The following is a 25439-nucleotide window of genomic DNA, read 5'->3' as shown; positions in this document are numbered from 1 at the left end:
CGAATCATGTCCCATGGTAACCGTTCGCGCCCCACCACAGGAGCACGAGCAGTGTTGCGCCGATGGCTGCCAGCAGCTTGCCGACCAGGCGCCACTCGTGCAGCAGCGGCTCGACACGCAGCACGCGCCGAGCGGCCGATGCGAAGCGCGTCGCCAGGCCGCGGCTCGCAGCCCGCGCGAGTGCGGCAATGGCGCGCAGCGGACGCCAGCCGCCGCGCGCCATCCGCGCCATCCGCGCCGCGAGCGGGGCGCCCGCGGCGCCCAGCAGCACCGGCCAAGCGGCGCCCCACAGCTCCGCCGGCCGCCATGCCTGCGCCCGCCACTGCGCCTCGGGCGCCCACCACCACGGCACCGCCGCGGCCGCGACGACCAATACGCCCCAGCCCCACCACAGCGCGCGCGCCTCGCGCGCAGGATTCGGGGCGCGATACGCGCGCAACACGATCAGGAAGCGCGTCATGAGCAGCGCCGTGGCCGCCGAGGCCAAGCTGAACGCCCCGCCGAGCAACTGCGGATGCGGCGCGCGGTCCAGTACCTCGGTGGCCGCCACTTTAACGAGCGCGCCGCCGGTGCCGGGCGCGCCCGCGAGAGCCAACGCCAAGAACAGGACGCCGAGCCCCAGCAGCATGCGGCCGCCGCCCGCGACCGCCACGGCATGACCCACGCTGAGGAACAAGGCGCCCTTGGCGAGGGCGTGGTGCAGCGCGAACAGCGCGGCCGCCGCCAGCGCCACCGCACGCGCCTCGGGCACCGCCAGCGCCACGCCGCTCAATGCCGTGATGAGGCCCATCTGACTGATGCTGGAGTACGCCAGCAGCGCCTTGGGGTCCTCGCGCAGCGCACCGACCAGCGCGGCATAGAAGGCGCCCGCGAAACCCACCGCCACCAGCACCCAGCCGACCGTTTCCAACGCAGGAGCCGCATCCGCCACGCGCAGCCAACCGAGCAGGCCCGCCTTGATCATGGTGCCGCTCAGCACCGCACTGGCCGGCACCGGCGCGGCCGGATGCGCCAGCGCCAGCCAACGGTGCGCGCCGAACAGACCGAATTTGATCCCGAAGCCCAGCACGAACAACAGCAGCGCGACCGGGCCCGCCGCCGCCACGTCCAGGCCGGAGAAGGCCAGCGCCGGGCCACGCAAGGCAACCAGCGCAACCGCCGTGAACAGGCACGCTTCGCCCAGCACCATCATCAGCACGTACATGCGCCCCGCCTGCCGCGAGGCGCGCCGGCCGTCGTGCACGATCAAGCCGTACGCGGCGAAGCTCATCAACGCGAAGAACACATAGAAGGTGAGCAGGTCTTGCGCCAGCGCCAGGCCGAAGTTGGCGCCCATGCACAGCACAAAGAAACCCATGAAGCGCGCGGGCCGCGCGCCGGGCGGCAGCCATCCGCGCGCGAACAACGCGGCCGCCGCCCACACCAGCGCGGCGAGCAGCAGGAACGCACGTCCCAGCGGGTCGATCCCGAAACGTGCCGCGTACAGCGGGTGCCCGAGCGTGAACGCGCCATCCGGCAACCACAGCGCGACGCCCAGTGCGGGCACGGCCGCCAAGGCGCCCCAGCGCGGGAGATAGCCACGCGTGCGACGGCCCGCGAGCAGCAGCAACGCGACCCAGGGCGCGGCCACGGCGAGCAGGAGCGCCCAGGCGTGCTCCGTCACGGGCCGCCGCTCCCGTAGGGCGCGTCCAGCGTGAGCAGGTCGCCGAGGGGGGCCATGAACAGCCCCAACAGGAAGGCGCCGGCGGCGGGGATCACCGCCAGCGCCAGCATAGGCGCCGGCAGCGGGCGCACCTCCCGCACCCGCGGGCCGGGCCGCAGGGCGCGCTCCAGGATGCGGAACAGGTACAGCGCGGTCAGCAGCGTGCCCGCCACGATGACGCCCGCCCACAGCCACGCCTCGGTGGCGATCGCCGCCTGCAGCATGAGCCACTTGCCGGCGAATCCGCCGCTCGGCGGCAGCCCCACCAGGCTCGCGGAGGCGAGCGCGAAGGCGAGCCACGCCCACGCCACCGAGCCCCACATGCCGAGCAGGCGCTCAATGCGGTCGTGGCCGTAGTGCAGCGCGATGCAGCCCGCGGCGAAGAACAGCCCCGCCTTCGCCAAACCATGGGCGAACACCACCAGCAAGGCGCCGGACCAGGCCAGCCCGGCCTCGGCACCGGCCGCGGCGAGCGGAAACAGCAGCATGCCGTAGCCGAGCTGGGAGACCGTCGAGTAGGCGATCAGCATCTTGAGGCGGCGCTGGCGCAGGGCCTGCATAGCCCCCCACACGATGGCCACCGCGCCCAGTGCGCCCAGCAAGTTGGCCGCCGGCGTCCGCAACAGCGCGTCCAAGGGGCCGAACCACAAGCGCACCAGCAGGTAGAAGGTGGCCGCCACCACCACCGCCGAGAGCACCGCACTCACCGGCGTGGGCGCGCGGCCGTGCGCGGCGGGCAGCCAGAAGTGCAACGGGAAGATGGCCGACTTGAGCAGCAGCGCCAGGGTGATCAGTGCGGCCGCGAGCACTCCCGGCCAGTCGAGCACGAAGCGCTCGCCCAGCAGACCGATGTCCAGCACGCCATAACGCCCATACAACAGCGCCACGCCGAGCAGATACGCCAGCGACCCGAGCAGGCTCGCGAGGAAATAGCGCATGGCCGCGCGCAGGGCCTGGTCCACCCCCGGCAGCGCGGTTAGTCCCACGGCCGCCAGGCCGGTCAGCTCCAGCGCGAGGTAGAGGTTGAACAAGTCCGCCGACATGAACATCGCATTGAGCGAGGCCCACAGGAACAGCCACAGCGGCCAGAAGAAACGCGCCTGACGGCTGCCCGCGGTATGCTCGCCGCGCGGCGAGTAGTAGCCCAGCGCGTACACCACGCCGGCCCAGCCCACCGCCGCCGACAACAGGAGCATCCACACCCCGAGGGGGTCTACGTGCCACTGGATGCCGAGCGGCGCGGGCCATGCGCCGACGGCGTAGGCGACGCTTCCCGTGCGCGCCACGGCCGCGCTCAAGAACACCGCGGCAACGGCCGTGAGCGTGGCCGCGCCGAGCGCCACCGCCCGCGCCCAGTTCGCATGGGCGAAGCACAGCAGGGCGCCGGCGAGCGGAATCACCAGCAGGAGCACCAGCCACGGCTCGCCGCCGTGCCACCATGCCGCGCCGCTCATTCGGCGGCGCCGCGGTGTCCGCTGTGCAGGCGCACCAGCAGCGCCAGCGCCGCCGCGGTCGTGCTCACGGTCACCACGATACCGGTGAGCACCATCGCGTGGGGCACCGGATCGACCACCGGCGCGGCGTGGGCGACAACGACCAGCATCAGGAACACCGCGCTGGTCATCACGTTCAGGGCGAGGATCTTGCGCAGCAGATGACGGTTCGCCACCAGGCCGTGCAAGCCCAAGCCGAACAAGGCCGCCGCGAGGAACGCATAGATCACGACCACCGCCTGCGCCGCAGCGCGGGTTCACCGCCCACGTACAAGGCGATCAACATGAAGCCGATGGCGAGGCTGATGGCCACTTCCAGCGCCGCGATCAGGCCGCGCGCGTGCGCGGGCGGATAGCTGAAAAAGCTTTGGCCGGCGAGCATCACACCCAGCGCGACCAGCAGGAAGGCGAGGACGCCGGAAGCGAGCGCCCAGCGCAGGGGCGGCCCGTTCTCGAGCGCCGGTGCGGCCCCCGCGAGCAGCAGCAACACCCCGCCGGCGGCGATCACGGCGCCGGCGGGGAAGGCGCCGCCCGGCGCGTGGGTGCCGGCCCACAACAGGTAGCCCGCGGCGAGCAGGAACACCGGAAACACCAGGCGCGCGAGGGCGGGCAGGGCCGGGGACGGGACGCGTGCCGCGGCGGCGGAGACCGAGGAGCGGAACGACCAACCCACCACCACCGCGAGCAGCAGGATGGTCACCTCCAGCAAGGTGTCCAAGGCGCGGATGTTCATCAGCACCGCGGTCACGGGATTCTCGGCGCCCGCGCGCGCCAAGGCCTCGTGCACTTCATGGCCGAGGCCGGGCGCCGGCAAGCGCACCGCCGTGATCCCGAGCGCGAGCACGAACAGCGCGCCGAGCGGGCCCCACACCAGCACCTCCTGCCATCCGACACGCAGCGGGGGACGCGGCCCACCGCTCGGCAGGCGACCGAGCGCCGACAGCAGCAGCGCACCGGTGATCCCGGCGCTGATCGCGGCCTCCGCCAGCGCGATGTCGGGCGCCTGCAGCCGCACCCACGCCACCGCCATCAGCACGCCGAAGACCATGAAGCTGATCACCGCGCGAAACAGGTCGGCGCTGTGCAGCGCCTGCCACGCGACGGCCAACAGACCCAGGGCGAGTACGCCGTCGAACGCCAGCGCCAGCACGTCGGCTCACACGCCCCAGGGGCGCACGCCGCGCGCGAGTGCCGTACGGGCGATGAGGCTGGTGGCGGTGGCGCCCGCCAGCAACACCAGCACCCAGATGAGCACGAACTTCAGCCCCAGCGCGAGGCTTTCGGCCTGCAGGGCGAGGCCGGCGCACACCAGACCCAGACCCAGGTTGTCGGCCTTGCTCAAGGCGTGCAGCCGGGTGTAGACGTCGGGAAAGCGCAGCAGCCCGACGGTGCCGGCGAAGAAGAACCCGATGCCGGCCAGAACCAGCAGCGTCCCGAGGTTATGCAGCAGGGCCATCGTCCCGCTCCTTCTCGCGCTCTTGCTCGGACCATAGACGGCTCACGAACGTGACCGCCGCCAGCACCGACACCAGCGCGAACACCAGCGCCACGTCCACCAGCGCCGGCTCCGCCGCAACCACCGACAACAGCAGCATGATGGCCACCGCGGCGGTGGCGAACAGGTCCGCCGCCAGCATGCGATCCGCGGCCGTGGGCCCGCGCAGCACCCGCAACAGGCCGACCACGATGTTCACCAGCAGGAACACCACCGCGCCCGCATAGATCCCGCTCATGGCCGCACCTGCACGCCGAACAACTCCGCGACGCGCCGCTCCAGGGCGTCCAGATGCTCCAGCGCGCGCTCGGGGTCGTGGAGGACGTGCACCGTGAGCGCGCGGGCTTCGATGCGCGCGCTCAGCGTCCCCGGCACCAGGTTGATGGCGTTGGCCAGAAACAGGCGGGCGGGGCCCGCCGGCACGCGCCACAGGTAACAGACCAGTGCGGGCCGCAACGCACGCCGCGGGTATAGCGCGCGCCAACCGACGTCGGCGCCGCTGCGCAGTGAGAACAGGGCGAACATCGGCAGAAAGCGCAGCAAGCCGCGCACCCGCCAGCGCCAGGGCGCCGCACGCGGTAAGCCCGGATTGACGAGGGCGGCGGCCAGCACCAGGGGCAGGCCCCATAACCAGGATTCCGGCTTGCCCCCGCTCAGCACCCACCACAGAAAGGCGAACAACACCAGCCGCGCGGTGAGGCCGGCGCCGCGCCGTTGGCCGCCCAGGAAGCTAGTGACTCGGATTGGGTCTTGGTCGGACATAGTCGTTAAACGCTTCCGCCCAGTATGGCTCAAGTTTCGCGGCCGGCTCGATCCGCCGCCCGCGCCCGGCCCGGCCGGTACGTCGGCTGAGATCGCGCCGGCGATGGGGCGCGTTAAGCGGAACACGGGCACAAGAGTGAGATGTGGCTGTGAACTGAACGGGGTGGCACCCGCTGGACTCGCGAAACGGAGGGCGGTATCTGCAACCGCCGCGTCATTCCTTACTTCGGCGTGATGCTGCCCGCGCGCGCTTCTCGTGCGTTGCCTGATGGACGAGCTCGGAGACGCGCCCTTCTAAATGCGGCGCCGGCTTCTAATGGAATGTGGCTTCAGAAGGTGGCGCCGGAACCCGTCCGCACCAGATCGCCGGCGGCTGCACCTGCACCGTCATACCTTGCCCCGCTACCGCGCGATGAGCAGCGATGACCTGTCGTCGAATGTTCACTCCGGACGTAAAACACGCATCTCCAGCCCCTCAAATCACGATTCCATCCCATTTTGCAAGCTCGCAACGCGGTCGCGAGCCCTCGCCTGGCGTTCGGGGATGCCGGCACTGACGCAAATTCTGATTCCGCCACAAAGGCTTGCGTGCCACCGCAGACGAAAACGGTGAGTGCGTCGCCGCGCGCCGACACTTGCGGGGCCACCCCCCACTGCTAACCTTTTCTCCGAGTTCACGCTCGCCGGCAGACGCTATGGCGAGCATCGAGTGACGACCCACAGGGAGTAGTGGCTATGAAACTGAAGACTTGGCTAATTGCCGTTTCCGCCGCGGGCACGCTGGCCGCGGCCCCCGTCATGGCCGACCAGACGATGGGCGGCGGCTCCGCGGACTATCCCGGGGCGCAGGACCAGACCACTGAGCCGGGCATGATGGGCGGCCAGGACATGGGGGCTCAGGAGCCGGGGATGATGGGCGATGAAGGTATGGGCGCTCAGGACGGCATGATGGGGCAGGAGGACCACACCGCCGGCGCGAGCGAGGACATCGTCCGTTCCGTGCAGGAGGCCCTCAACGAGCAGGGCAAGGATGTGTCCGTGGACGGCATCCAGGGCCCGGAAACCTCGCAGGCGCTGCAGGAGTTCCAGGAGAACGAGGGCCTGCAGGCCAGCGGCGAGATCGACGAGGACACCCTGCGCGCGCTCGGCCTGGAGGACGAGGCCGCTGAGTTCGCTGCGGCCGAGGAAGAGGCCGGCATCGGCGCCCAGCCCGAGAACGGCATGGGCGCGCCCGAAGGAGAAGGTGACGTCGGCGTGCAGCCCGAGGGCGACACGGGCGGCATGGAAGGCGGTGGCGACACCGGCATGGGCGGCGGTTTGTAAAGAGCACCGCGCCGTGCGCGACAGACGGGGAGCTGCGGCTCCCCGTTTTTTTTGCGTGGAGGCAAGGGCTTGGGTGCGTCGGCCGTTTCCGTTACGCTGGGGCACCGGCCTGCTTCCCGCGGCACGCGCCGCGCCTGGGGCCGGCGACGTCGAACAAGAATGCCGCGTCACCTGCCTATGGAGGTTGCTATGTCAGTCCCGCTCTCCCGCCCCCTTTCCGCCGCCGCGGCGGCCCTTCTGGCCGCCACGGTCGCCGCCCCCGCCGCCTGGGCGGATGCCACCGCGGTGTTCGCCACGCCCGAAGGCGAAGTCACCATCGAGTACCGCGACGATGACCATGTCCGTATGCGTGCCGGCGACGATGCGTTTTTCGTGATTCGAGAAGGCAAGGCTTACATGGTGGGCCGCGAGGGCTCGCGATGGCATGTCGTGGCGATGGACGACATGGCCGCTTGGGTGGGCGCCGCGGGGGGCGGCGGTAAGCGCGACGGCGCCGGCGTCGACACCGAGGTGCGCCTGCGCGACACCGGGCGCCGCGAGACGGTGGCCGGCATCCCGGGCCAGGTGTACACCTACGCCGAGCGCGATGCCCGGACCGGCCAATGGGCCGCCGAGGAAGAGATCGTGCTTTCCGATCACGCCGACGCGCGTGCCGCCTACCGCGGCCTGGTGCGCATCACGGAGGTGCTCGGCGCCATGGCGGGCGAGCAGGGGCTGGACAAAGGACCGGGCGACGTGCCGGAACTGGCCGACAAGGCGGTGCTGCGCTACGGCGCCCAGTGGCGCCTGACCAGCCTGAACCGCGACCGCATTCCTGACCGCCACTTCACGCTGCCCGCCGAACCGATGGCGATGCCCGGCGCCCGCGCCCCCGCGGCCCAACCGCCGAGCGCGCCGGAGGGTGGGCACTGGGCGACCGAAGAGGCGCGCGACATCGGCCGCGAGGCCGCCGACGAGGCGCGCAGCGAAACGCGGCGCGGCGTCTCCGAGGGAGTCCGCGAGGGCGTGCGGGACGGGGTGCGCGGCTTGTTCGGCCGCTGAGGTCCCGGCTGGGGCGGGCGTTGCCGCCCCGGCGCTACTGCGGCGCTTGTCCGCGGAATTGGTTCAGCTCGGGCCAGTAATAGAAACCCGCCGCCGCCAGCCGCCGCTCCAACACCGCGCGGTCGAGTTCCATCGCCGACACCAGTTCGTCGAGGTCGCGGTACTCGTTGCGCAGCTTCGTGTTCACCAGGCTGTACAGCATATTCGGGTCCATGGCCTGGTAGTTCGTGAGGCTCATACGCCCTCCCCGGCGCGGTGCCGATTCAGGCCGCCACAGGCGGGTGCGCGTGTGCGCGGGCGCGCCTCCCGCGGCGGCTCCAAAGCTTCTCGTGCACATGGTAGCCCACGGCGTTGACCAGCGGTTCCACCAGCGCCACGGCGCCCCCCACCCACACGTCCCCCGTCAGCGCGTAGGCGACGCCGAACGCGATGCTCATGTGCATAGCGGTAAAACTAAGTGTCTTGGCCATGGCTCTCACCTCCTCACGTTGCTCTCGGTTTGAGCCTACGCCGCGGCGTTTATTAGTTTAAATGAATTATATTGATCAGAAAGATTGGTCGATCCTATTGAATACAGTTGCGCCGTTTACGCCCCCTGCTACGCTGTGAGAAGAAGCAGTTAAGCACGCCACGGCGATCGGAGCGCCTGTCACGGCGGGCGCCGCCGACGGCACGGCGACGTTTCACGGGTTGAGAACCACAAGGAGGTGGACCGATGAAACGCAACAACAAAGCATGGCTGGTCGTCCTACTCGCAGCCGGATCCCTGGGGTTCGGCACGGCGCTCGCGGAGCGACAGGGCCAGGGGCCCGGCGTGCGCGGGACACCTTTTGAGGCCGGCCCCGGCGCGCAACAGCAACCGCAACAACAGGCCGGGCCGGCGCAGCAACAGACCGAAACGGCGCGCGAGCGGACCGCGGTGACCGAGCAGGCGCAGGATCGCGAGATGATTCGTGCTGTGCAGCAGGCGCTCAACGAGCGGGGGCACGAGGCCGGACCGGTGGACGGCATCAAGGGGCCGCGCACCGAACAGGCGCTGCAGCGCTTCAAGGAAGCCGAGGGCCTGCAGGCGGACGCGCAGATTGACGAACAGACGCTGCGCGCCCTGGGTCTGGAACAAGAAGCGGGCGAATTCGCAGCCGTCGAGGAACCGCCGGCCGAACCGGCCCGCCAACCCGGCGAACCGGGTGTCGGCGGCGGACCCTTCGCACAGTAACTACGGCTGGGGGCGGACGCCGCGGCGTCCGCCCCCTTTTCATGCCTCCGAGGGCGCGAGGGTGGTCAGTGCGCGGTTCAGCGCCGCGTCGCAGCCGCCGTTCGCGGCGCAGTAGAACGTCAGGCGAAAGCGCGCCCGCCCCAACGGTTCGACCACATAGGGGTGGCCGGGGGGCACGGGGCCCGCGTCGCCCGCCGCCAGCATCCATTCGGGCCGTGTCCCGCTACGCAGTCGGTACCGCACCCGCCCCTGCTCCACCGTGATGCATACCCAAACACCGGCCTCCGTGACATGACCCAACCGCAGGGCCTGGGGCAGATCGGTCTCGGTGTAAGGCGCGGTGACATGACGAGCCGCTACGCCCGGCGGCAGTGCGGGTTGCGCCGGCTCCGGCAGGCGCCGCGCCTCCATCGCCGCCCCGATGCGCGCCAGTTCCGACGCGCTCAGCAGCGCGGCGACGCGCGGCAGGATCTCGGTCTCCTCGCGCTCCATGTGCCGGCGGTAGGCCGCGAGCCACGCGGTCACGGTCGGCGCCTCCAGCGCCGCGGCACAGCCCGCGGCCAAGGCGTGTAAGTCCAGGCGCAGCGTCTCCCACCCTTGCTCCAAGACTTCGTGCTCGGCGGCCAGTGCCTCCAATTGCCCCGCCAGCGAGGGCAACCATCCGGGACGCCCGGCGCAGGCGCGCAAGGCGGGGAACAGATCGTCCTCTTCGTCGGCGTGGTGGCGCGGGGCCGCCCGTTCGAAATAGGCCACCACCGCCTGCGCCGCCTCCTGCGCGGCGCGATCCACGCCATGACGCACGAGGTGCGCGGGCAAGCGCTCCAGGGTCGCCAAGCGCGCGCGCATGCGCTCGTGGCAGGCGCGCAGCATACCCACGGGGTCGGCGAAGCCGGGGGCGGGGGTGCGTGACAATTTCATCGGGGCCTCCAGGCCAACGTCGCGCCTCGGATGCGCGGCCGTTGATGTCGGTCAAGACAAGCGACGCCGGCTTGGTGCACACTGCCGGTCAAGCTCGCCGGACGAAGACCCATGCATCCTCGAAATCGAATGTTCATTTTAGCGGCCCTCGTCTACAGCCTGCTCGGCGGCCTGTTGGGACTGACCTGGGTGGCCGACCCGCTGCTCATACCGGGCAACGTGCCGCGCATCCACGGGCACGTGATGCTGCTCGGTTTCATCATGATGATGATCTACGGCGTGGGCCTGCACGTGCTGCCGCGTTTCTCGGGGCGGCCGCTCTACTCCGAGCGGCTGGCCAACATCCAACTCTACGCGGCCAACCTCGGCTTGTGGCTCATGGTCGCGGGCTGGATGCTGTGGCACAACCCCACGGTGATCGTGGGCGGCGTGCTGGTGTGGGGCGCGATGGGCTTGTTCGCGGCCAACATCGCGCTCACGGTACGTCATTACGGACCGAAGGGGGCCTGACATGAGCGCGCAGGAGTACCGCGGCTGCGAACTGCCCGACGACCTGTTCTTCGACCTCGACTACGTGTGGGTGCGCCCCGAGGGCGACGGCACCTACGCCATCGGCATCACCGATCCCGCGCAGACCATGGCGGGGCGCGTGCAGTATTTTCGCCCGCGCGCGGCCGGTACCCACCGCGCCGCGGGCAAGCCGGTGGCGCGGCTGGAGTCGGGCAAATGGGCCGGCGGCATTCCGGCCCCCTTCGACGGCACCATCGAGCGCGTCAATCCGGCGGTCGAGCAGGACCCGGGCTTGGTCAACGTGGCCCCCTACACCGACGCCTGGGTGGTGGTGATGCGGCCCGACGACCCCGAACGCGCGCTGGACAAGCTGCACACCGGCCCCGAGGCCATCGAGGCCCTCAAGCGCTGGATCGAGCAGTACGACATCCACTGCATGCGCTGCGCGCAATAGGAGCGAAGCGGCGATGAAAGTGGAACTGCTGGTTTCCGAATGGTGCGCCTCCTGCCATCAGGCCGAGCGCATCTGGCGCCAGGTGGCCGAGGCCAAGGACATCCAGTTCGCGGTGGTCGACATGGCGCAGCCCGAGGGCCGCGCGTTGGCCTCGCGGCTGCGGGTGCGCTCCATCCCCGCGGTGGTGGTCGACGGCGCCCTGCGCCACATCGGCGTGCTCGACCTGCCGGCGGCCACCGAGTTGGTGGCCGAGGCCCCGGCGCGCGCCAACCGCGGGCCGCGCCACGTGGGCCTGGGCCTGTCGGCCTCGAGTCGCGCGGCGGTGTTGGCGGCGGTCGGCTATCTGCTGGTGGCCGGGCTCGCGCTGCCCCTCAGCGGCACGCTGCTCCCCGACGGCCCGGCGCGCCCGGCCCCGCTGCATCTGTTCAATCTCGGCTTTCTGACCCTGCTCATCATGGGGCTCGGCGAGCACATGCTGCCGCGCTTCACGGGACACCCCATTGCCGGCGGGCTGCTATGGGCCTGGATGCCGCAGGGACTGATTCACCTGGGTATGCTGACCATGGTGTTCGGCTGGCTGGTAAGCGTGCACGGCGCGGTGTTCCTCGGCGGCGCACTGGCCCTGAGCGGGCTCGCGCTGTTCCTGCTGCGGGTTTGGCCGCTGCTGGTGCGGCCCTCGCCGGGCACGCAGGCGGCGGACCCCGCGCCCTGAACCCGGCCGGGCGCGGTTCGTTTAGCTGACACACGGCGCAAGCGAGCGGGAGGGCCCCATGAGCCACACAGATCCCCACCTCATCGCGGAGGCGGTGCGCACGGCCTGCCTGCACGCGGCACGCGAGGCGCACGAGCAGGCGTCCATCAGCGGGCTGTGCGGCGAGGGCGCCTGGGAGGCGGCCCTCGGCGCGATCCAGACCCTCGACCTCGACGCCCTGCTGAGCGACCTCACGGCATCCTCGCCACCGCCGCGCTGAGGGCCCGCGCCGGCGGGCGCCGGCGCCGGGCGGGCACCACCCATTTGCTAAGCTTTCGACGGGTAACGTTTTTACTCGCGCGCATCCGCGGGCGCGCCCGTCTCGAAGGACACTCATGGACGACCGCCGCCATTCGCCGCCTTCATCCACGCGGCCGCGCCACGGCGCGCTCGCTTCCCCACAGCGTCGGCGCCTGCTCGGCGCGGCAGCCGGCGCGCTCGCGCTCACCGCCGGCACGGTGCTCGCGCGGGCCGTCGCGGCGCAGGCCCCCGCCCGCGTATCGCCGCCGGACGAGTCCGCCTTTCGCCGCGTCTGGACGGAGGTCGACGGGCAACGCATGCACGCGCGCGTGGCGGACCACGCGCCGGGGAACCGCACGCCGGTGGTGCTGGTGCATGGCATGGCCCTGTCCGGCACCTACATGATGCCCACCGCCGAACTGCTGGCCGAGACGCACCCGGTGTACGTCCCCGACCTGCCCGGCTTCGGCGACAGCGACAAACCGGGACGGGTACTGGACGTACCGGCGCTGGCCGACGCCTTGCACGCCTGGATGGCGGCCGTGGACCTGCCGCGCGCCAGCCTGCTCGGCAACTCCTTCGGCTGCCAGATCATCGTCGATTTCGCCGCGCGTTATCCCGAACGCGTCGCCCGCACCGTGCTGCAGGGGCCGACCACCCCGCCCGAGGAACGCAGCTGGTTCTGGCAGTTCGTGCGCTGGCGCCAAAACTCGCCTTACAACCCGCCCAGCATGGAGGAGATTGCCGACGCGGACTATGCCAAGACCGGCCTGGTGCGCGCGTTGCGCACCTTTCAGGTCTCGCTGGACGACGCCGTGGAGGACAAGCTCCCGCAGGTGCAGGCGCCCAGCCTGGTGGTGCGCGGCAGCGAGGATCCGATCTGCAGCCAAGCTTGGGCCGAAGAGGTGACGCGCCGGCTGCCGCGCGGTCGCCTGAACGTCATCCCGGACGTCGCGCATACCCTGGTGTACACCGCGGCCCCGGAGTTGGTGGAGGTCAGCCGTCCGTTCCTGTTCGAGGACGGGCCGACGTGATGCGCCGCCTGACCGACCTGCGCCCGACGGTTACGCGCACGATGGGGGCCCCCGTGCGTATCGACCTCGTCTCGCTGGTACTGCTCGCACCGCTGGTCTGGACTCTGGCCCAGTGGGTCCTGCCGCCGCTGGCGCCGGAGCTCGGCGCCGGCGTCTACTGGGGCATGGCCCTCGTCGCCACTCTTGGCCTCGTAGTCGGCACCGTGATCCGCGGCGCGGCGCTGCTGCTCGCGGCGCGCGCGTTGCACACCGAGGGCGTGCTCACCCTGTACCTGTTCGGCCCGGCGTTCGACACGCCCGCCGCCGCCACGCGGCCGCGCACGGAGGCGCTGTTGGCGGTGCTGCACCTGCTGGTGACCGCGCTGCTCGCGATCCTGTGCTTCGTGCTGTTCTCGCGCGGCTTCGGCACCACCCCCCCGCTGCCCGCGATCGGCGTGGCGTTCGTGCTGATGCTCGGCCACGGCGCACTGATGGTGTTCTATCTGCTGGCCGGCTATCCGCTGGACGGCGGGCGTCTATTGCGCGCGCTGCTGGCCCGGCGCGGCGACATGCGCCGGGCAACGCGCTGGAGTGCGGCCTGGCGCTACGTGGTGGCGGTAGCGCTGCTCGCGGGGGCGGTGGCGCTGCTGCTCGCACACTGGCTGGCGGCGCTCTGGGTGGCGGTGTTGGCGCTGCTGCTCGCCAGCGCCCGGCCCACATCGCCGACTAAAACAACAAGCCGGTGAAGAGGAAGTAGAAACTCGTCGCGTTGAGGCCGAACGCGGTGATCGGCGCCGTGGTCACCAGCCCCCTTTGAGGGGGCTCAGCGGTGTGTCACCCGGCGCATGCCGCCGGTTTCCGGTACGCCGTCGCGGACCCCTTTTCGGATCCATGGGTCGTCGAGCACGCGCCGCTCGCCGTGCAGGGTGAGCAGCGCATCCTTGGCAATGCCGTATTCCGGTGCGCCGAGGTCGTGGCCGGCGCGGTAGTGGGGCGTCTCGATGCCCATGATGCCGAGCAAGGTGTCGTACATGATGTCGTTGGTGAACGGCCGCGCGGCACGGGCACGCAGTCGCGCCACCCGCTCGGGGCGCTGCGCCCGATAGTCCTCTGAGAACCACGCGTACAACGGTATGTGCATCATCTCGTAACGGAAATTCCCCACGTAGTGCCCCAGCCCGGACTCGACGCTCTCGCCGTGGTCGGGGAAGTAGACCAGGCCCGCGAAGTTCTCGAAGCCGCGCGCGGTCTCGTACAAGGCGCGCATCACGTAGTCGTTGTAGCGCACGCTGTGGTCGTAGCAGTCCAGCCGTTCCTCCTGCGCCCAGTCGCCGGGCACGAAGGCCGCGTAGGGCGAGTCCCCGTCGCGGGGGAAGCGGTTGCAGTAGATCCAGTGGCTGCCCATGAGGTGCACCACGATCAGGTTGTGGGCCTGCGGATCGAGGGTCTCCAGCGCGCGCGCGAGCTGCGGCACCGTGGCCTCGTCGAAGTGTGTGGTGCGGGTGGTCTGGCCGACATGGCGGTTGAGGCGGTACTGGCGGTCGGCGTACTCGGCGATCGCGGTGACCTGATTGTCCCAGCTCCCGTAGGCCACCTGGTTGCTGATCCAGGTGGTGGTGAAGCCGGCGGCCTTGGCGATGTCGACGAGTGACGCCGAGTTCACGTAGTCCTGTTCGTTGTACTGGCTGGCTTCGGTGAGCGCGAGCGTGAGCGCGGGCATGGTGTGGGGGTGATTGGCGTACGCATTGCCGAACAGGATCAAACCGGGGTCGGCGCGCATCCGGTCGAGCCACGGGGTGGTGGGACGGGCATAGCCGTACGCGCTCATGTGGTGGCGGCTGTGGGACTCGCCGATCACCACCAGGTAGGTGCGCGGCGCGCCGCTCGTCGAGGCGGTGAATTCTGGCAGGCGCTCGCCGCGTTCGGCACGCACCGCGCGAAATGCGCGCAGCTCGGCACGGTAGTCGCTGTAGGTCGCGCCGCCCATGCCGAGCAGCGGCGACTTCTCGTACACCACCCCGAGGTGCAGCACCGACAGCGAGCCCGCGAGCGCGAGCAAGAAGACCGGCGCCGGCCGGCGGGGGGCGGTCTCGCCCGCCACCTGCACGCGGTTGGCCGCGTACAGGACGACCGGCAACCCCACCACCAACAGCAGATAATGCAGCGGGATGAACTCGCGCGCGAACGCTAGCGCCTCGCCGGGATTGGTCTGGTAGATCGCGAGCAGGGAGTCATCGCTCAGGGTCGCGCCGGTGGCGCCGTTGTAGGCAAGCACCGCAAGCGGCACACCGAACAGCGGGAGCTGCACCAGGGTGTAACCGGCCGCGCGCCATGTCTGACTGCGTGGACTGGTCAGCAGGCGCTCGCGCAGGGCGGTCTCGGCGACCAGCGCGAGCACGGCAAGGGTGGTCCACGCCACCGGCGCCCACAGGGAGAACTCCTGGAAATTGCGCGCCTCGGCGTACAAGGCGAGGCCGAGCGCCACGCAGTACAAGGCCGCGCGCGGTCCCTGGCGCGCGGACACCAGCAGCAGCGTGAGCGAACTCCACAGGAGCAACAGCAGGGTGTATTTCGCGCTGGTAACGAGCTGTAGTCCACCGGCATAGGGCGCACCGAAGGGCTGCAGCGCGAGCAGCACGCCGAACAGGACGAGCATGGATCCGAGTACGGGCCAGTGTTCCCGCAGGCGAACAAAGACAGGCGAACGGCGTGCCCCCTCCATGGCGATAAACTCCTGCGCACGTCACTCTGGAGCGCGTACGGTGGTAAGTCGAAAGGAGCCATCCATGGAAGAACCGGCGCCGAAGCGCCGGCGGCACGTCCGTGTGCCCACAAACTGGCGCGGTGGGTTCCCCCGCGCATTGTTAGTGATTAATCAGCCACTTCTTGTAGTCAGTCTGTACTGCGAGGCGCGCGTGTCAAGGCGAGCGGCCTAGAACAGCAGCCCCGTGAACAAAAAGTAGAAGCTCACGCCGGTGAGGGCGAACGCGATCAGCGCGAGCACACCGTCATACGCCACCAGTGCGAGCCCGAAGGCAGAGATGGCGGCGGCCGTGACCACATTGGCGAACGGGATCGCCTCCAGCGGGGGCATGGAGACGGCGATGAGCACGCAGGTCGCGGCGATCACGTAGTTGAATGGTGCCTGGACCAGGAAACTGAGGCGCGGCTTGACCACCTTGTCCACCACGCGCGCCACCGCCATCAGAAAGCGGCCCGCCTGTTTCATGCGCTTGCGGCTGATCGCGCGGCGCTGGATCATCTGCGGCACCCAGAAGCACTGGCGCCCGATCAGGAGTTGCCCCGCGATGAGCAGCACCACGATGCCGCCCAGGGTGGGCACGCCCGGGATGCCGCTGATCGGTGACAGCACGATCAGCCCGGGCACCAGCAGCATGGGACCGAACGAGCGCTGCCCCACGGACTGGAGAATCTCCGCCACGCTGATGTCGCCCTCGCCATCGCCCGCGCCGGTGATCTCGTCCACCACCTCGGCCAGGGTCTTGGCCTCATCGCTCGCCGTCATAGCGTTCCTCGTCTGCGGGTTCCGCCACAAGCTTAGCGCTTGGCGCCGCGGGCGCGGCGACGTCAGGGTCCGCGCGCAGGGGCCTCGGGCAGCGGTGGCAGAATCCCCCGCTCGACGTACACCTCCCGCACCTGCGCGCGCAGCCCCGGCAGGCGGTAGCCGAAGGCCGCGCCCGCCGCGATACAGGCCAGGCCGCCCACCATCACCATGGCGGGCGCGCCGGCCAGCCGCGCCACCTTGCCGGCCAGCAGCGTACCGAGCGGCATGGCGCCCATGAAGGTCATCGCAAACAGGCTCATCACCCGGCCGCGCAAGGCGTCTCCCACCAGGGTCTGGATGATGGTGTTGGCACCCGCCATGGCCAACATGGAGCTCAGCCCCGCGACAACCAGCACCAACACGGAGAACCACAGCACGTCGGATAGCGCGAGCAGTACCAGCGCGGCGCCGAAGGCCGTAGTGGCGCCGGCGATCAGGCGGCCGAGGCCGAGCACGGAGGTACGCGCGGCGAGGTAGAGCGCGCCGAACAGCGCGCCCGCGCCGCTCGCGGCCATGAGCAGGGCGTACGTCCGCGCGCCGCCGCCCAACACCGCATCGGCGAACACCGGCAGCAGCGTGCCGTAGGGCAGCCCGAGCAGAGCCACCAGCGCCACCAGGCCCATCAGGGCTCGCACCGGCCGGAAGCCGAGGACATAGGCCAGGCCCTCACCCACCTCCTGCAACAACGGGCGCGGCGGCGGCGGTGGCAGCCGGCGCGCCAGGCGCAACAACAGCAGCGAGGCCATCACCGGCAGATAGCTCAGGGCGTCGAGCAGAAAAATCAGCCCCTCGCCGGCGACCGTCAGCAAGGCGCCGGCCATCATCGGCCCCACCAGGCGGGCGCCGTGGAACAGCGAGGAATTGAGCGCGATGGCGTTGGCGAGGTAGCTGCGCTCTTCCACCACCTCGACCACCAGGGCGTGGCGGGCCGGGATCTCGAAGGCCTTGGTCAGCCCGAGCGCCACGCAACCGAGCAGCAAGTGCCAAACCTCCACTGCGCCGCTCAGGGTGAGGCCGGCGAGACCGAGCATCACCACGAGATCCAGGCCCTGGGCGGTGACCAGCACGCGGCGGCTGTCCCAGCGATCGACCAGCGCGCCCGCCACCGGCGAGAGCAGAAAGGTGGGCACGTGCAGGCAGAAACCGACCAGGCCCAGCATGAGCGGATCGCCGGTCAGGCGGTACACCAGCCAGCCGAGCGCGACGAAGCTCATCCAGGTACCGGCCAGCGAGATCAGCTGACCGGTGAAGTACAGTCGGTAGTTGCGAAATCGCAGCGCACGAAACAGGTGGCGCAGCCCTTGGGGTTCAGGACGGCTCTCGGACATAGAGGTCCAGTGTAGGCCAGTCACGGCGGGCGCCGGAACGGTCGGCGCCTGTCGGGCGCGAATCTGGGAGCGCGTCGCCGCTCTCCAGGCCGCGCCGGGGCTAGATGTCGAGCCAGGCGCCCAGCGCGATGTAGCGTTCGGTATGCTCAAAGAACTCCGTCATGGGCGGGCGGCCCTCGTACAACTCCAGGCCGACGCGCCACAGGCGGTGCCCGCTCGGGATGCTGAGCCCGACCTGTAGCGCCACGTCGACCCGCCAATCGCGCTCTTCCATGCCCTGCAGGTCGAGACCCGCATACCAACCGAGGCGCTCCCACTGCGGGGGGCGGCGCTCGACCTGCACGCCGGCCTGAGCCCGCCAGCGCTCGAGCAGCGGGCTGCCCCGATGGTAGGCGCGGCCGGTCTCGGCGTAGGCGGTCCAGTGAGGATCGGGCGACCAGGCGATACCCGCGACCCACTCCTCGCGGGTGTAGTTGATGCGTGGGCGCCCCACCCGCTCCATGTACTCGTCGCCGACGTGACCGGACACGTGTAGCGCGCCCAGCTTGTAGGCAAAGGGCCCGCGGCGGGTGGTGAGCAGCAGGCCGTAATGGCCGTCCCAGCCGATGTTGTCCTGGCGTCGGTCATTGTCGAACTGGGCGTCGTAGCCACCTTCGAAACTCAGCTGCCAAGCCTCGTCGGGGCGATCGACAGGGGTGAAGCGCAACAGGCCGAAGCGCATGCCGGCGCGCACCAACAGGCGACTGGAACCCGTGTCCGGGATGTCGACCCGGTCGAATCCGAGCCATTTCAGCGACAGCGCGCGCCGGTGTGGATCGGCGAGATAGGGAGGATACGGCTCGCCGATCGGCAAGGCCTCCAGGCGCACACCGAGCCACTCGGTGCTCGGCCCTTGCGCCGCTGCCGCCAGCGGCCAGCCCAGCAGCGCGATCCCTATCCAGTTCAGCAGACTGCTCCGCACGCGGCCTCCCTGCCGGGCCAGGGCGCGCGGCGCGCGGCGCGCCGCTGCTAGGCGGTGGCGGCCATGGCCTTGAAGCGCTGGCTGTTAGCCAGCAGTTGATTGTAGGTTCCGGACTCGCTCACGCGACCGTGCTCCAGTAAGAAGATAGTGTCGCACTCGCGAACCGTGGTGAGGCGGTGCGCGATCAAGATGATGGTCTTGCGGTGGCCAAGGTTGTGGACCGCGTCCATCACGGCCCGCTCGGTCAGGTTGTCCAGCGCGCTGGTCGCCTCGTCCAGGATCAACACGTCGGGGTCGTGGTAGAGCGCGCGCGCGATCCCGATGCGCTGGCGCTGCCCGCCCGACAGGCGCACCCCGCGCTCGCCGATCTCGGTCGCATAGCCTTCCGGCATGTCGTTGACCACGAGATCGTGCAGCTCGGCGATACGCGCAGCGCGCTCCACGGCCGCCATGTCGATCTGATCCGGTGGCACGCCGAAGGCGATATTGCCGGCCACGGTATCGTCGGTGAGGAAGATGCTCTGCGGGACGTAGCCCAGTGACTGCTGCCAAGCGCGGACACGCTCGGGCGTGATGACGCTGCCGTCCACCCGCAGCTCGCCCGCATCCGCCGAAAGCAGCCCGAGGATCAGGTCCACCACCGTGGTCTTGCCGGCGCCGGTGCTGCCCACGATGCCCACCGTGGTTCGCGCCGGGATGCTCATCTCGATCTTGCTGAGCGCGGGGCGCGCGGCGCCCGGGTAGGAGTAGCTCACCTCGCGCAGTTCCAGCTCCTTGCGCAAGCGGATCGGCTCGGGCGGCGGGGGCAGCGGCGCGGCATCTACTGCGCGTTGGATGATGCCGGTGGCCACCACGTCGTCATGGAGCGCCTTCAGCGGGGCCTCGCCGAAACGCAGCTTGGTCATGGAGCGGTACACCTTCTGCAACGCCGGCATCAGGCGGTAGCCGGCGAAGGCGTACAGCGCGAGCAGCGGCAGGGCGGCGGTCAGGTTGCCGTCGCGCGCGGCGAGCATGGTCAGCAGCAGGATCACCATGCCGCCGAACACCAGCGCCTGCAGCGCGAAGTGCGGCAGTTCGGAGATGATCTGGTTGGTGGCCTGACGCCGAGCGAAGCGCAGAGCAGGCTTGCGGAAGGCACGCAGCTGCGCATTCTCCAGGCCGAGCACCTTCACCTCCTTGATGCCGCCAAGCGCCTCATGCGCGATGCGGAAGCGCTCGCGATTGGCGATCAGGCGGTCTTCGCCGATCCAGCGCAGGTACTTGCGCAGGGCGAGGTAGATCAAGGCATAGGTGCCGCCCAACACGACAAGGGCGACCAGTGCCACGGTCGGCTCGACCACCACCACCAGCGCCACCAGGAAGATGGCCGCGATGAGACTGGCGACCAGCTGCAGCGCCGGCATCAGCGCATGGCTGATGACCTGCTGTACCTCATCCAGCACCGTCTTGCCGAGATCGGAACTGTGACGGCGCAGAAACCAGCTATAGGGCCTAGCCAGATAGCCGCTCAGCAGGCGGCTACTGATGCTGAAGTTGCGCATGTTGGCAAAGCGCGCCATGACCCAGTGGGTCAAGGCCTGGAAGCTCAGGCTGCCGACAACCACGGCGAACACGATGAAGCCAAGGAACATGAGAAACGTATGGGTATTGCTGAAGCCCAGCGCAACGTACACCGCGTTCAGCACCGGGTTGGTGTTAATCAACTCCGGGTTAGCCAGCACGGCGATGAAGGGCATGATCGAAGCAACCCCCAAAGCTTCGAGCAGCCCCATGACCAGCATCATCATGAACAGCAGCAGGGCCTGCCGGCGTTCGCGACGGTCCAACAGATCGTGCAGTTTGCGGTAGGTGTCGAGCATGTGATTGGTTACTTGTGATTGGTATGGTCACTAAACATAGCTTGGAGCTAGGCGCGCGCCACCGGATACGCCGGAGACGAGGGATAACCCGGAAAGGGAATGCCGATTTTGGGACGCACGTCCAACATGCGCTCTCTGAAACGGTCAGCCGCCGAACGCAAGGCGACCGCCGGGGCGCGGCCGCCGCACGGGAGGACGGACCCGATGAAGGACGTCAGCCCTGGGGGCGCAGCGGCCGGGTGGGACCGATCGGGCCGGGACCGGGAGTGCGACCGCGCGGCCGGCGTGGCGCCCGGCTCTGGCCATTCGGGCTCAAGGCGCCGGCGCCTGACAGCGCGGGTGCGGGCGTTACGTGGGCCGTCGGCATAGGCTGTGCCGACGCCGCGCGGGCGGCCACCTGGGCGCGGTATAGCGACGCGGCGACATAACCCGAAAAGTACCAGAACAGGTAGTTCACGTTGCGCATGGTGTAGGAGTTGTACGCCAGCGCGACTGCCAGGATCACGATCACGCCGAGCCAACCGAGCGCCACCGCCCCCGCCAGCGAGTCCTGGCGACTGAGCCGCATGGCGTCTCGGAACACCATGAAATAGAAGAACAATAAAAGGCCCACGCCCACGAAGCCGAGCTCGAACAGATAGGGCGCGAGCGCGCCGCCGCCGATCAACTCCTGGTAGTGCACATATTCGCCGGAGAAGCGCGGAATGAACGAGGGCGAGATGTTGCCCATACCCAGGCCCACCATCCAGCGCACCGGCTCTTCGCTGAGGATCTCGTTGGCGGAGACCACACCGTCGATGCGGCCCACACGTTCCGGGCGCAGACCGCTGGTGCTCGGCGCGAGGTAGCCCGCAACGCGGTTCTCCATCAAGAAGAAGTCGACCAGTCCGTAGCCCCAACGCGGTTTCTGATAGTGATCGTAGATCGGGACGAAGATAGCCAGGGCGAGCGCGCCGACCACGGTCACCGTAACCAGCTGCTTGCGCTTCTTGACCCGCGCCGCCCAGTCCTTGGCGTGGTAGAAAACCACGGGCACCAACAGGGCCAGCGGCAAGAAGAAGATGGTCGCCTTGGTCTCGCTGATGGCGATGGGTATGAGGAGCACGATGATGGTGATCGCCGCGACGCCCGGGCGCAGCCGCCCCTTGATCACGAAGGCCACCAGCACCGACATGATGCACACCAGAAACAGCATCTTGGTCGAGTGGGTGTTCAGGGTACCCACGACCCAGTCGCCGGTCATGGCCCGTGCGCGGATGGTCTCCAGGCGCTGCCAGACCGAGAACGGAAACTGCAGGAAGGCAAAGCCCATCAACCAGTAGAGCTGTCGGCGCATCTGCTGGTCGCTGTACGCGTACATCGCGGGCAGCAGAAAGAACGGAAGATATTTTAGATAGTTACGAAACCCTGCGACGAGTACGCCGGGCTCGACGGCGTTCACTAGTACGCCCACCAGCATATGCAGAAAGAAGATGGCGAAGAAAATGCCGTACTTGGCCGGCAGCGAGACGGTGCGCACGATCGCCAGGCGCACCAGCAGCACCACGATCAGGATGACCGAGAACAGCTCCGGCAGCAGGGTGAGGAAGCGGCCGGGGCTGCCGCCGTACTTCACGGCCACGTGCTCCACCAGCAGCGCCACGATGAACAGCGCGATGACTAGCTTGTGCATGCCAAAGGCATTCCGTTTCCTTCGGTGAGTCGGACAAAGGGGCGGCGCTGCTGCTGAGCCTTGGCGAGGCGTCGTCCGCCCATCCGGGCCGGGGCGCCCCCGCTTCCCTTATTCTTATCTTGGCGGCCAAGCCGCCATGACGGTCCCGTAAGTCAAGCAGCGGCGGGCAGCGTGTCAAGCAGCGGCCGGTGGCGGGTCAGTCCCGCGGGGCGCTGAGCCGATCGATGCGCAGCCGCTGGCGCCGATCGAACAGGCGCCGGGAGCCGACCCATACTGCGGTCATGGTGCCGAAGCCGGTCCCGGCAGCGATCAGGAACATCACGAGGATCTGATACTTGACCGCCTCCATCGGCGGGGCGCCCGCCAGGATCTGTCCGGTCATCATGCCCGGCAGGCTGACGATGCCGGCCGCAGCCATGGCGTTGATAGTGGGGATCATGCCCACCCGCACCGCCTCGCGGCGGGTATGCCCGACCGCGCGGCTCCACTCCTGCCCGAGCATCAGACGACTCTCGATCTGCATGCGCTGCTGCCAGGCGTCCTGGGTGAGGCGGTCCACCCCGAGCGCGATGCCGCTCATGGTGTTGCCGAGCACCATGCCGAGCAGCGGAATTGCGTATTGGGGGGTATACCAGGGCTGCGGGCCGATGAAGACGAGCAAGGCCAGGACGGTCACCGTGAACGAGGACACGAACATCGACAGGGTGCCGACCCCATAGCCCCACCAGCCGCGCAGGCGCCGGCGTTGGCGCGACATCACCTCCCAGCCGGCCACCGACAGCATGATGAGCGCCAGCAGGCCGACCCAGGCCAGATGCACGTGGTCGAACAAGGCACGCAGCACCAAGCCGATCAGCGTGAGCTGGATGACGGTGCGCAGCGCGGCGACGATCAGCCGCCGCTCGACGCCCAGCCGTGTCCACAGCGACAGCCCGGCCAAGGCGAGTATCAGCAGGGACGCGAGCCCCAGGTCCCACGGCGAGAGGTAGATCAGGCTGTCCCGGGGGCTCACGCCGCCTCCTCGTGCAGACGCCCATCGGCAATCCGGAAGCGGCGCCCGGCCACGCGCCGCGCCTGCTCGGGGTCGTGACTGACCCACAGCACCGGCGCGTGCGCGGCTTGGCGATACTCCCCCACCAGGGCCTCCACCGCCCGCACCCCCGCCGGGTCCAGGCTGGCGGTCGGCTCGTCCAGCAGCAGGGCGCGCGGGCGGTTGACCAGCAGGCGCAACAGCGCCAGGCGCTGGCGCTCGCCGGTGGAGGCGCGCGCCACCTGCCAGTCCATGGCGCCGACCTCGAGCCCGAGGCGCGCGAGCCAGGCCTCCGGCACCGGGGCGTCGAAGTGCTCGCCCACGGTTTCGTACCACCACTGGCTCTCGCTGGGCAGCAGACCGACCTGCCGTCGCCACTGCGGCGCGGGCATCGCCTCGCACGCCTCACCGTCGAGCAGTACACCCCCCTCGTGCGGGTCGAGGTCGACCAGGGCGCGCAGCAGCAGCGTCTTGCCCGAACCTGACGGCCCGGCCAGCGCGACGCATTCGCCCGCTTCCACGGCGAGGTCCACGGGGCCGACGTGGTGGGTGCGCAGATTTTGGATATGCAGACGTGACACGCGGGCACCCCCGGCGGCCTGGCGAAAACAGCCCGGCAGTATAGCGGCTTAGGCGCAAGGTGCCTAAGCGCGACCCGCTTCCGCGGGCGCGCGCACCCGTTCGTATTGTCGGGTCATCCGGAGGGAGGGGCGGCGATGCGCGGACACAAGTCGGTGATGACCGGGCACTTGCGGGCTTGGCGATGCTGATGTTCGCTAGCGGGGCGTCCGCGCAGACCGGCACCCTGCGTATCGAAGTGCTGGCGGACGAGGCGGAACTGGCGGCCACGCCGGGGGTGCTGCGGGTGGGCGGCGGCCTGCCCATCGAGGTGGCGGGGCAGTTCTACGGCGCGATCGGCGCGTCCGGGGTGCCGCGGCGTCAGACGGCCGGCGAACGGACGAGGCCTGCGCCCGCGCGGGGGTGGAGGCGGTGCAGACCTTGAGCGAACTCGGCGGCTGATTAACGCGAACCGCCCCCGGCGGCGGCCGGTAGCGTCTGCACCGCAAGCCGCTCCAGGACCTCGGCCAGGGCCGCGGAATCGAGGTCTCCCGCGCCGCCTTCCACCAGCGCATCGACATGCTGCGCCGTCAGGCTCGCGCCGGGTAGTTCCACGCCCGCCTCGCGCGCCGCCTCCAGGGCGATGCGCAGGTCCTTTTGATGTAGGCGCGCCTTGAAGCCGGGCGCGAAGTTGCGCACCAGCATGCGCTCGCCGTGCACCTCCAGCGCGCGGCTGGCGGCCATACCGCCGAGCAGCGCCTCGCGTACCCGCGCCGGATCGGCCCCCGCCGCCCGCGCGAGCAGCAGTCCCTCGGCCACCGCGGCGATGGTCTGCCCGACCACGATCTGGTTGCAGGCCTTGGCGACCTGACCGGCGCCGTGGTCGCCCACGTGCACGATGTTCTTGCCCAGCAGATTCAGCAGCGGGCGCACGCGTTCGAGCACGTCCGGCTTGCCGCCCACCATGATCGACAAGGTGCCGGCGATGGCCCCGCGCTCACCGCCCGACACCGGGGCGTCGAGCATGTCCACGCCGCGCTCGGCCAAGCGCCGCGCCACCTCCCGCGTTACCTTGGGCGAAATGGTACTCATGTCCACCACCACGCTGCCGGGGCGCGCGCGTTGGATGAAGCCGGTGGCACCGACGGTGACCTGCTCGACGTCGGGGGTGTCGGAGACGCACACGAACAGGACGTCGGCGTGCTCGGCCACGGCCGCACAGGTCTTGCAGCGGGTGGCGCCCGACTCGACCAGCGGCTTCATCACCTCCGGCTGGCGCGCATGCACCCAGAGGCGGTGACCGCCACGCAACAGGTTGAGCGCCATGGGGCGCCCCATGATCCCCAATCCCACGAATCCGACGTTGGCCATGCTGGACCTCCCCTGGCGGGCTGTATTCGGGCTGGCCGCCGTTGCGGCCCTAGCAAACCCTGATCAATTCAGGGTTTCCTGCGGCACCGGGTGCCGCCGTTATCAATGGCGCCAAGCCGTGGATAACGAAGCAAAGCGCACAATCGCCTCTTCGCCTTGCGCGGTCTGATGAATCCA

The 25439-nt window shown here is 69.7% G+C and carries 29 protein-coding genes; 10 read left to right on the top strand and 19 right to left on the bottom strand.

What is annotated here, in order from left to right; genetic code table 11:
* Window positions 1–4: 4 nt before the first annotated feature.
* The 7 genes from HUS23_08360 to HUS23_08330 are packed head-to-tail and all read right to left on the bottom strand — an operon-like array spanning window position 5 to window position 5485.
* Complete coding sequence (locus tag HUS23_08360) at window positions 5–1663, bottom strand: hypothetical protein (GenBank protein ID QKT03830.1); 1659 nt, start codon at window positions 1661–1663, stop codon at window positions 5–7.
* On the bottom strand, window positions 1660–3156 hold the full coding sequence (locus HUS23_08355) for an NADH/ubiquinone/plastoquinone (complex I) (GenBank protein ID QKT03829.1): 1497 nt from the start codon (window positions 3154–3156) through the stop codon (window positions 1660–1662). Before HUS23_08355 ends, HUS23_08360 begins: the two co-directional genes overlap by 4 nt.
* Window positions 3153–3431, bottom strand: a complete 279-nt coding sequence (locus HUS23_08350; protein ID QKT03828.1) for an NADH-quinone oxidoreductase subunit K — start codon at window positions 3429–3431, stop codon at window positions 3153–3155. The genes HUS23_08355 and HUS23_08350 overlap by 4 nt, the downstream gene beginning before the upstream one ends.
* Entirely contained in the window at window positions 3422–4345 is a 924-nt protein-coding gene (locus tag HUS23_08345; GenBank protein ID QKT03827.1) for a DUF4040 domain-containing protein, read from the bottom strand. The genes HUS23_08350 and HUS23_08345 overlap by 10 nt, the downstream gene beginning before the upstream one ends.
* A 6-nt stretch (window positions 4346–4351) precedes the next feature.
* Complete coding sequence (locus HUS23_08340) at window positions 4352–4651, bottom strand: monovalent cation/H(+) antiporter subunit G (protein ID QKT03826.1); 300 nt, start codon at window positions 4649–4651, stop codon at window positions 4352–4354.
* Window positions 4635–4928 (bottom strand): multiple resistance and pH regulation protein F, encoded by a 294-nt coding sequence (locus HUS23_08335; GenBank protein ID QKT03825.1) that lies wholly within the window; start codon window positions 4926–4928, stop codon window positions 4635–4637. Before HUS23_08335 ends, HUS23_08340 begins: the two co-directional genes overlap by 17 nt.
* Window positions 4925–5485: a Na+/H+ antiporter subunit E gene (locus tag HUS23_08330; protein ID QKT03824.1), complete on the bottom strand. Its 561-nt coding sequence runs from the start codon at window positions 5483–5485 to the stop codon at window positions 4925–4927. The genes HUS23_08335 and HUS23_08330 overlap by 4 nt, the downstream gene beginning before the upstream one ends.
* 702 nt (window positions 5486–6187) lie before the next feature.
* Here HUS23_08330 and HUS23_08325 point away from each other — a divergent pair.
* Together HUS23_08325 and HUS23_08320 are read left to right on the top strand one after the other, a co-directional pair.
* Complete coding sequence (locus HUS23_08325) at window positions 6188–6775, top strand: peptidoglycan-binding protein (GenBank protein ID QKT03823.1); 588 nt, start codon at window positions 6188–6190, stop codon at window positions 6773–6775.
* Between the two features lie 189 nt (window positions 6776–6964).
* A complete protein-coding gene (locus tag HUS23_08320; protein ID QKT03822.1) occupies window positions 6965–7816 on the top strand; it encodes a hypothetical protein in 852 nt (283 codons plus the stop codon).
* 34 nt (window positions 7817–7850) lie between these two features.
* Here HUS23_08320 and HUS23_08315 read toward each other — a convergent pair whose 3' ends face one another.
* Complete coding sequence (locus tag HUS23_08315; protein QKT03821.1) at window positions 7851–8054, bottom strand: DUF4250 domain-containing protein; 204 nt, start codon at window positions 8052–8054, stop codon at window positions 7851–7853.
* 25 nt (window positions 8055–8079) lie between these two features.
* The gene (locus HUS23_08310) at window positions 8080–8286 is read right to left on the bottom strand and encodes a DUF2061 domain-containing protein (protein QKT03820.1); all 207 of its coding nucleotides are present in this window, start codon (window positions 8284–8286) and stop codon (window positions 8080–8082) included.
* A 245-nt stretch (window positions 8287–8531) separates the two neighbouring features.
* Between HUS23_08310 and HUS23_08305 the strand changes: the two genes are divergently transcribed.
* Window positions 8532–9032 (top strand): peptidoglycan-binding protein, encoded by a 501-nt coding sequence (locus tag HUS23_08305; protein ID QKT03819.1) that lies wholly within the window; start codon window positions 8532–8534, stop codon window positions 9030–9032.
* 39 nt (window positions 9033–9071) lie between these two features.
* On the opposite strand, the gene HUS23_08300 is transcribed toward HUS23_08305, so the two are convergent.
* A complete protein-coding gene (locus HUS23_08300; protein ID QKT03818.1) occupies window positions 9072–9950 on the bottom strand; it encodes a hemerythrin domain-containing protein in 879 nt (292 codons plus the stop codon).
* 111 nt (window positions 9951–10061) lie between these two features.
* Between HUS23_08300 and HUS23_08295 the strand changes: the two genes are divergently transcribed.
* The 6 genes from HUS23_08295 (at window position 10062) to HUS23_08270 (ending at window position 13664) form a co-directional block, all read left to right on the top strand.
* Entirely contained in the window at window positions 10062–10460 is a 399-nt protein-coding gene (locus HUS23_08295; GenBank protein ID QKT03817.1) for a hypothetical protein, read from the top strand.
* A 1-nt stretch (window position 10461) separates the two neighbouring features.
* A complete protein-coding gene (locus tag HUS23_08290; protein QKT03816.1) occupies window positions 10462–10914 on the top strand; it encodes a glycine cleavage system protein H in 453 nt (150 codons plus the stop codon).
* 13 nt (window positions 10915–10927) lie between these two features.
* Entirely contained in the window at window positions 10928–11626 is a 699-nt protein-coding gene (locus tag HUS23_08285; protein QKT03815.1) for a thioredoxin family protein, read from the top strand.
* A gap of 58 nt (window positions 11627–11684) precedes the next feature.
* Complete coding sequence (locus HUS23_08280) at window positions 11685–11885, top strand: acetyltransferase (protein ID QKT03814.1); 201 nt, start codon at window positions 11685–11687, stop codon at window positions 11883–11885.
* A gap of 337 nt (window positions 11886–12222) precedes the next feature.
* A complete protein-coding gene (locus HUS23_08275) occupies window positions 12223–12939 on the top strand; it encodes an alpha/beta hydrolase (protein QKT05016.1) in 717 nt (238 codons plus the stop codon).
* Window positions 12936–13664 (top strand): hypothetical protein, encoded by a 729-nt coding sequence (locus HUS23_08270; GenBank protein ID QKT03813.1) that lies wholly within the window; start codon window positions 12936–12938, stop codon window positions 13662–13664. The genes HUS23_08275 and HUS23_08270 overlap by 4 nt, the downstream gene beginning before the upstream one ends.
* Window positions 13665–13741: 77 nt before the next feature.
* On the opposite strand, the gene HUS23_08265 is transcribed toward HUS23_08270, so the two are convergent.
* The 8 genes from HUS23_08265 to HUS23_08230 all read right to left on the bottom strand — a co-directional run bounded on the left by HUS23_08265 (window position 13742) and on the right by HUS23_08230 (window position 23914).
* Window positions 13742–15574: a phosphoethanolamine transferase gene (locus tag HUS23_08265; protein ID QKT03812.1), complete on the bottom strand. Its 1833-nt coding sequence runs from the start codon at window positions 15572–15574 to the stop codon at window positions 13742–13744.
* A gap of 276 nt (window positions 15575–15850) precedes the next feature.
* Window positions 15851–16444: an exopolysaccharide biosynthesis protein gene (locus HUS23_08260; protein QKT03811.1), complete on the bottom strand. Its 594-nt coding sequence runs from the start codon at window positions 16442–16444 to the stop codon at window positions 15851–15853.
* A 62-nt stretch (window positions 16445–16506) separates the two neighbouring features.
* Window positions 16507–17811, bottom strand: a complete 1305-nt coding sequence (locus HUS23_08255; GenBank protein ID QKT03810.1) for an MFS transporter — start codon at window positions 17809–17811, stop codon at window positions 16507–16509.
* A gap of 100 nt (window positions 17812–17911) precedes the next feature.
* Window positions 17912–18772 (bottom strand): DUF1207 domain-containing protein, encoded by an 861-nt coding sequence (locus HUS23_08250; GenBank protein ID QKT03809.1) that lies wholly within the window; start codon window positions 18770–18772, stop codon window positions 17912–17914.
* A 47-nt stretch (window positions 18773–18819) separates the two neighbouring features.
* Complete coding sequence (locus HUS23_08245; protein QKT03808.1) at window positions 18820–20631, bottom strand: ABC transporter ATP-binding protein; 1812 nt, start codon at window positions 20629–20631, stop codon at window positions 18820–18822.
* Window positions 20632–20845: 214 nt separating this feature from the next.
* Window positions 20846–22303 carry a hypothetical protein gene (locus HUS23_08240; protein QKT03807.1) on the bottom strand — a complete coding sequence of 486 codons (1458 nt, stop codon included), beginning with the start codon at window positions 22301–22303 and terminating at the stop codon, window positions 20846–20848.
* A gap of 196 nt (window positions 22304–22499) precedes the next feature.
* The gene (fetB, locus tag HUS23_08235; GenBank protein ID QKT05015.1) at window positions 22500–23297 is read right to left on the bottom strand and encodes an iron export ABC transporter permease subunit FetB; all 798 of its coding nucleotides are present in this window, start codon (window positions 23295–23297) and stop codon (window positions 22500–22502) included.
* A gap of 14 nt (window positions 23298–23311) precedes the next feature.
* Window positions 23312–23914, bottom strand: coding sequence for an ATP-binding cassette domain-containing protein (locus tag HUS23_08230; GenBank protein QKT03806.1), 603 nt, complete (start codon window positions 23912–23914; stop codon window positions 23312–23314).
* Window positions 23915–24096: 182 nt separating this feature from the next.
* Here HUS23_08230 and HUS23_08225 point away from each other — a divergent pair, with 182 nt between their 5' ends.
* Complete coding sequence (locus tag HUS23_08225) at window positions 24097–24336, top strand: heme-binding protein (protein ID QKT03805.1); 240 nt, start codon at window positions 24097–24099, stop codon at window positions 24334–24336.
* Between the two features lie 17 nt (window positions 24337–24353).
* On the opposite strand, the gene HUS23_08220 is transcribed toward HUS23_08225, so the two are convergent.
* On the bottom strand, window positions 24354–25262 hold the full coding sequence (locus HUS23_08220) for a 2-hydroxy-3-oxopropionate reductase (protein QKT03804.1): 909 nt from the start codon (window positions 25260–25262) through the stop codon (window positions 24354–24356).
* Window positions 25263–25439 lie beyond the last annotated feature (177 nt).

It is taken from the genome of Ectothiorhodospiraceae bacterium 2226, from assembly GCA_013348725.1.
Taxonomy (GTDB): domain Bacteria; phylum Pseudomonadota; class Gammaproteobacteria.
Note: the sequence above shows the minus strand (reverse complement) of the source record. Positions and strands in the feature narration are given on the sequence as shown.

What these genes read in the sequence shown, in the direction of transcription:
- HUS23_08315 (QKT03821.1), bottom strand. Translation starts at nt 8,054, where the DNA reads ATGAGCCTCACGAACTACCAGGCCATGGACCCGAATATGCTGTACAGC.
- HUS23_08340 (QKT03826.1), bottom strand. Translation starts at nt 4,651, where the DNA reads ATGGCCCTGCTGCATAACCTCGGGACGCTGCTGGTTCTGGCCGGCATC.
- HUS23_08220 (QKT03804.1), bottom strand. Translation starts at nt 25,262, where the DNA reads ATGGCCAACGTCGGATTCGTGGGATTGGGGATCATGGGGCGCCCCATG.
- HUS23_08225 (QKT03805.1), top strand. Translation starts at nt 24,097, where the DNA reads ATGCTGATGTTCGCTAGCGGGGCGTCCGCGCAGACCGGCACCCTGCGT.
- HUS23_08240 (QKT03807.1), bottom strand. Translation starts at nt 22,303, where the DNA reads ATGCACAAGCTAGTCATCGCGCTGTTCATCGTGGCGCTGCTGGTGGAG.
- HUS23_08355 (QKT03829.1), bottom strand. Translation starts at nt 3,156, where the DNA reads ATGAGCGGCGCGGCATGGTGGCACGGCGGCGAGCCGTGGCTGGTGCTC.
- HUS23_08305 (QKT03819.1), top strand. Translation starts at nt 8,532, where the DNA reads ATGAAACGCAACAACAAAGCATGGCTGGTCGTCCTACTCGCAGCCGGA.
- HUS23_08325 (QKT03823.1), top strand. Translation starts at nt 6,188, where the DNA reads ATGAAACTGAAGACTTGGCTAATTGCCGTTTCCGCCGCGGGCACGCTG.
- HUS23_08285 (QKT03815.1), top strand. Translation starts at nt 10,928, where the DNA reads ATGAAAGTGGAACTGCTGGTTTCCGAATGGTGCGCCTCCTGCCATCAG.
- HUS23_08295 (QKT03817.1), top strand. Translation starts at nt 10,062, where the DNA reads ATGCATCCTCGAAATCGAATGTTCATTTTAGCGGCCCTCGTCTACAGC.
- HUS23_08310 (QKT03820.1), bottom strand. Translation starts at nt 8,286, where the DNA reads ATGGCCAAGACACTTAGTTTTACCGCTATGCACATGAGCATCGCGTTC.
- HUS23_08290 (QKT03816.1), top strand. Translation starts at nt 10,462, where the DNA reads ATGAGCGCGCAGGAGTACCGCGGCTGCGAACTGCCCGACGACCTGTTC.
- HUS23_08320 (QKT03822.1), top strand. Translation starts at nt 6,965, where the DNA reads ATGTCAGTCCCGCTCTCCCGCCCCCTTTCCGCCGCCGCGGCGGCCCTT.
- HUS23_08280 (QKT03814.1), top strand. Translation starts at nt 11,685, where the DNA reads ATGAGCCACACAGATCCCCACCTCATCGCGGAGGCGGTGCGCACGGCC.
- HUS23_08275 (QKT05016.1), top strand. Translation starts at nt 12,223, where the DNA reads ATGCACGCGCGCGTGGCGGACCACGCGCCGGGGAACCGCACGCCGGTG.
- HUS23_08260 (QKT03811.1), bottom strand. Translation starts at nt 16,444, where the DNA reads ATGACGGCGAGCGATGAGGCCAAGACCCTGGCCGAGGTGGTGGACGAG.
- HUS23_08245 (QKT03808.1), bottom strand. Translation starts at nt 20,631, where the DNA reads ATGCTCGACACCTACCGCAAACTGCACGATCTGTTGGACCGTCGCGAA.
- HUS23_08335 (QKT03825.1), bottom strand. Translation starts at nt 4,928, where the DNA reads ATGAGCGGGATCTATGCGGGCGCGGTGGTGTTCCTGCTGGTGAACATC.
- HUS23_08255 (QKT03810.1), bottom strand. Translation starts at nt 17,811, where the DNA reads ATGTCCGAGAGCCGTCCTGAACCCCAAGGGCTGCGCCACCTGTTTCGT.
- HUS23_08265 (QKT03812.1), bottom strand. Translation starts at nt 15,574, where the DNA reads ATGCTCGTCCTGTTCGGCGTGCTGCTCGCGCTGCAGCCCTTCGGTGCG.
- HUS23_08300 (QKT03818.1), bottom strand. Translation starts at nt 9,950, where the DNA reads ATGAAATTGTCACGCACCCCCGCCCCCGGCTTCGCCGACCCCGTGGGT.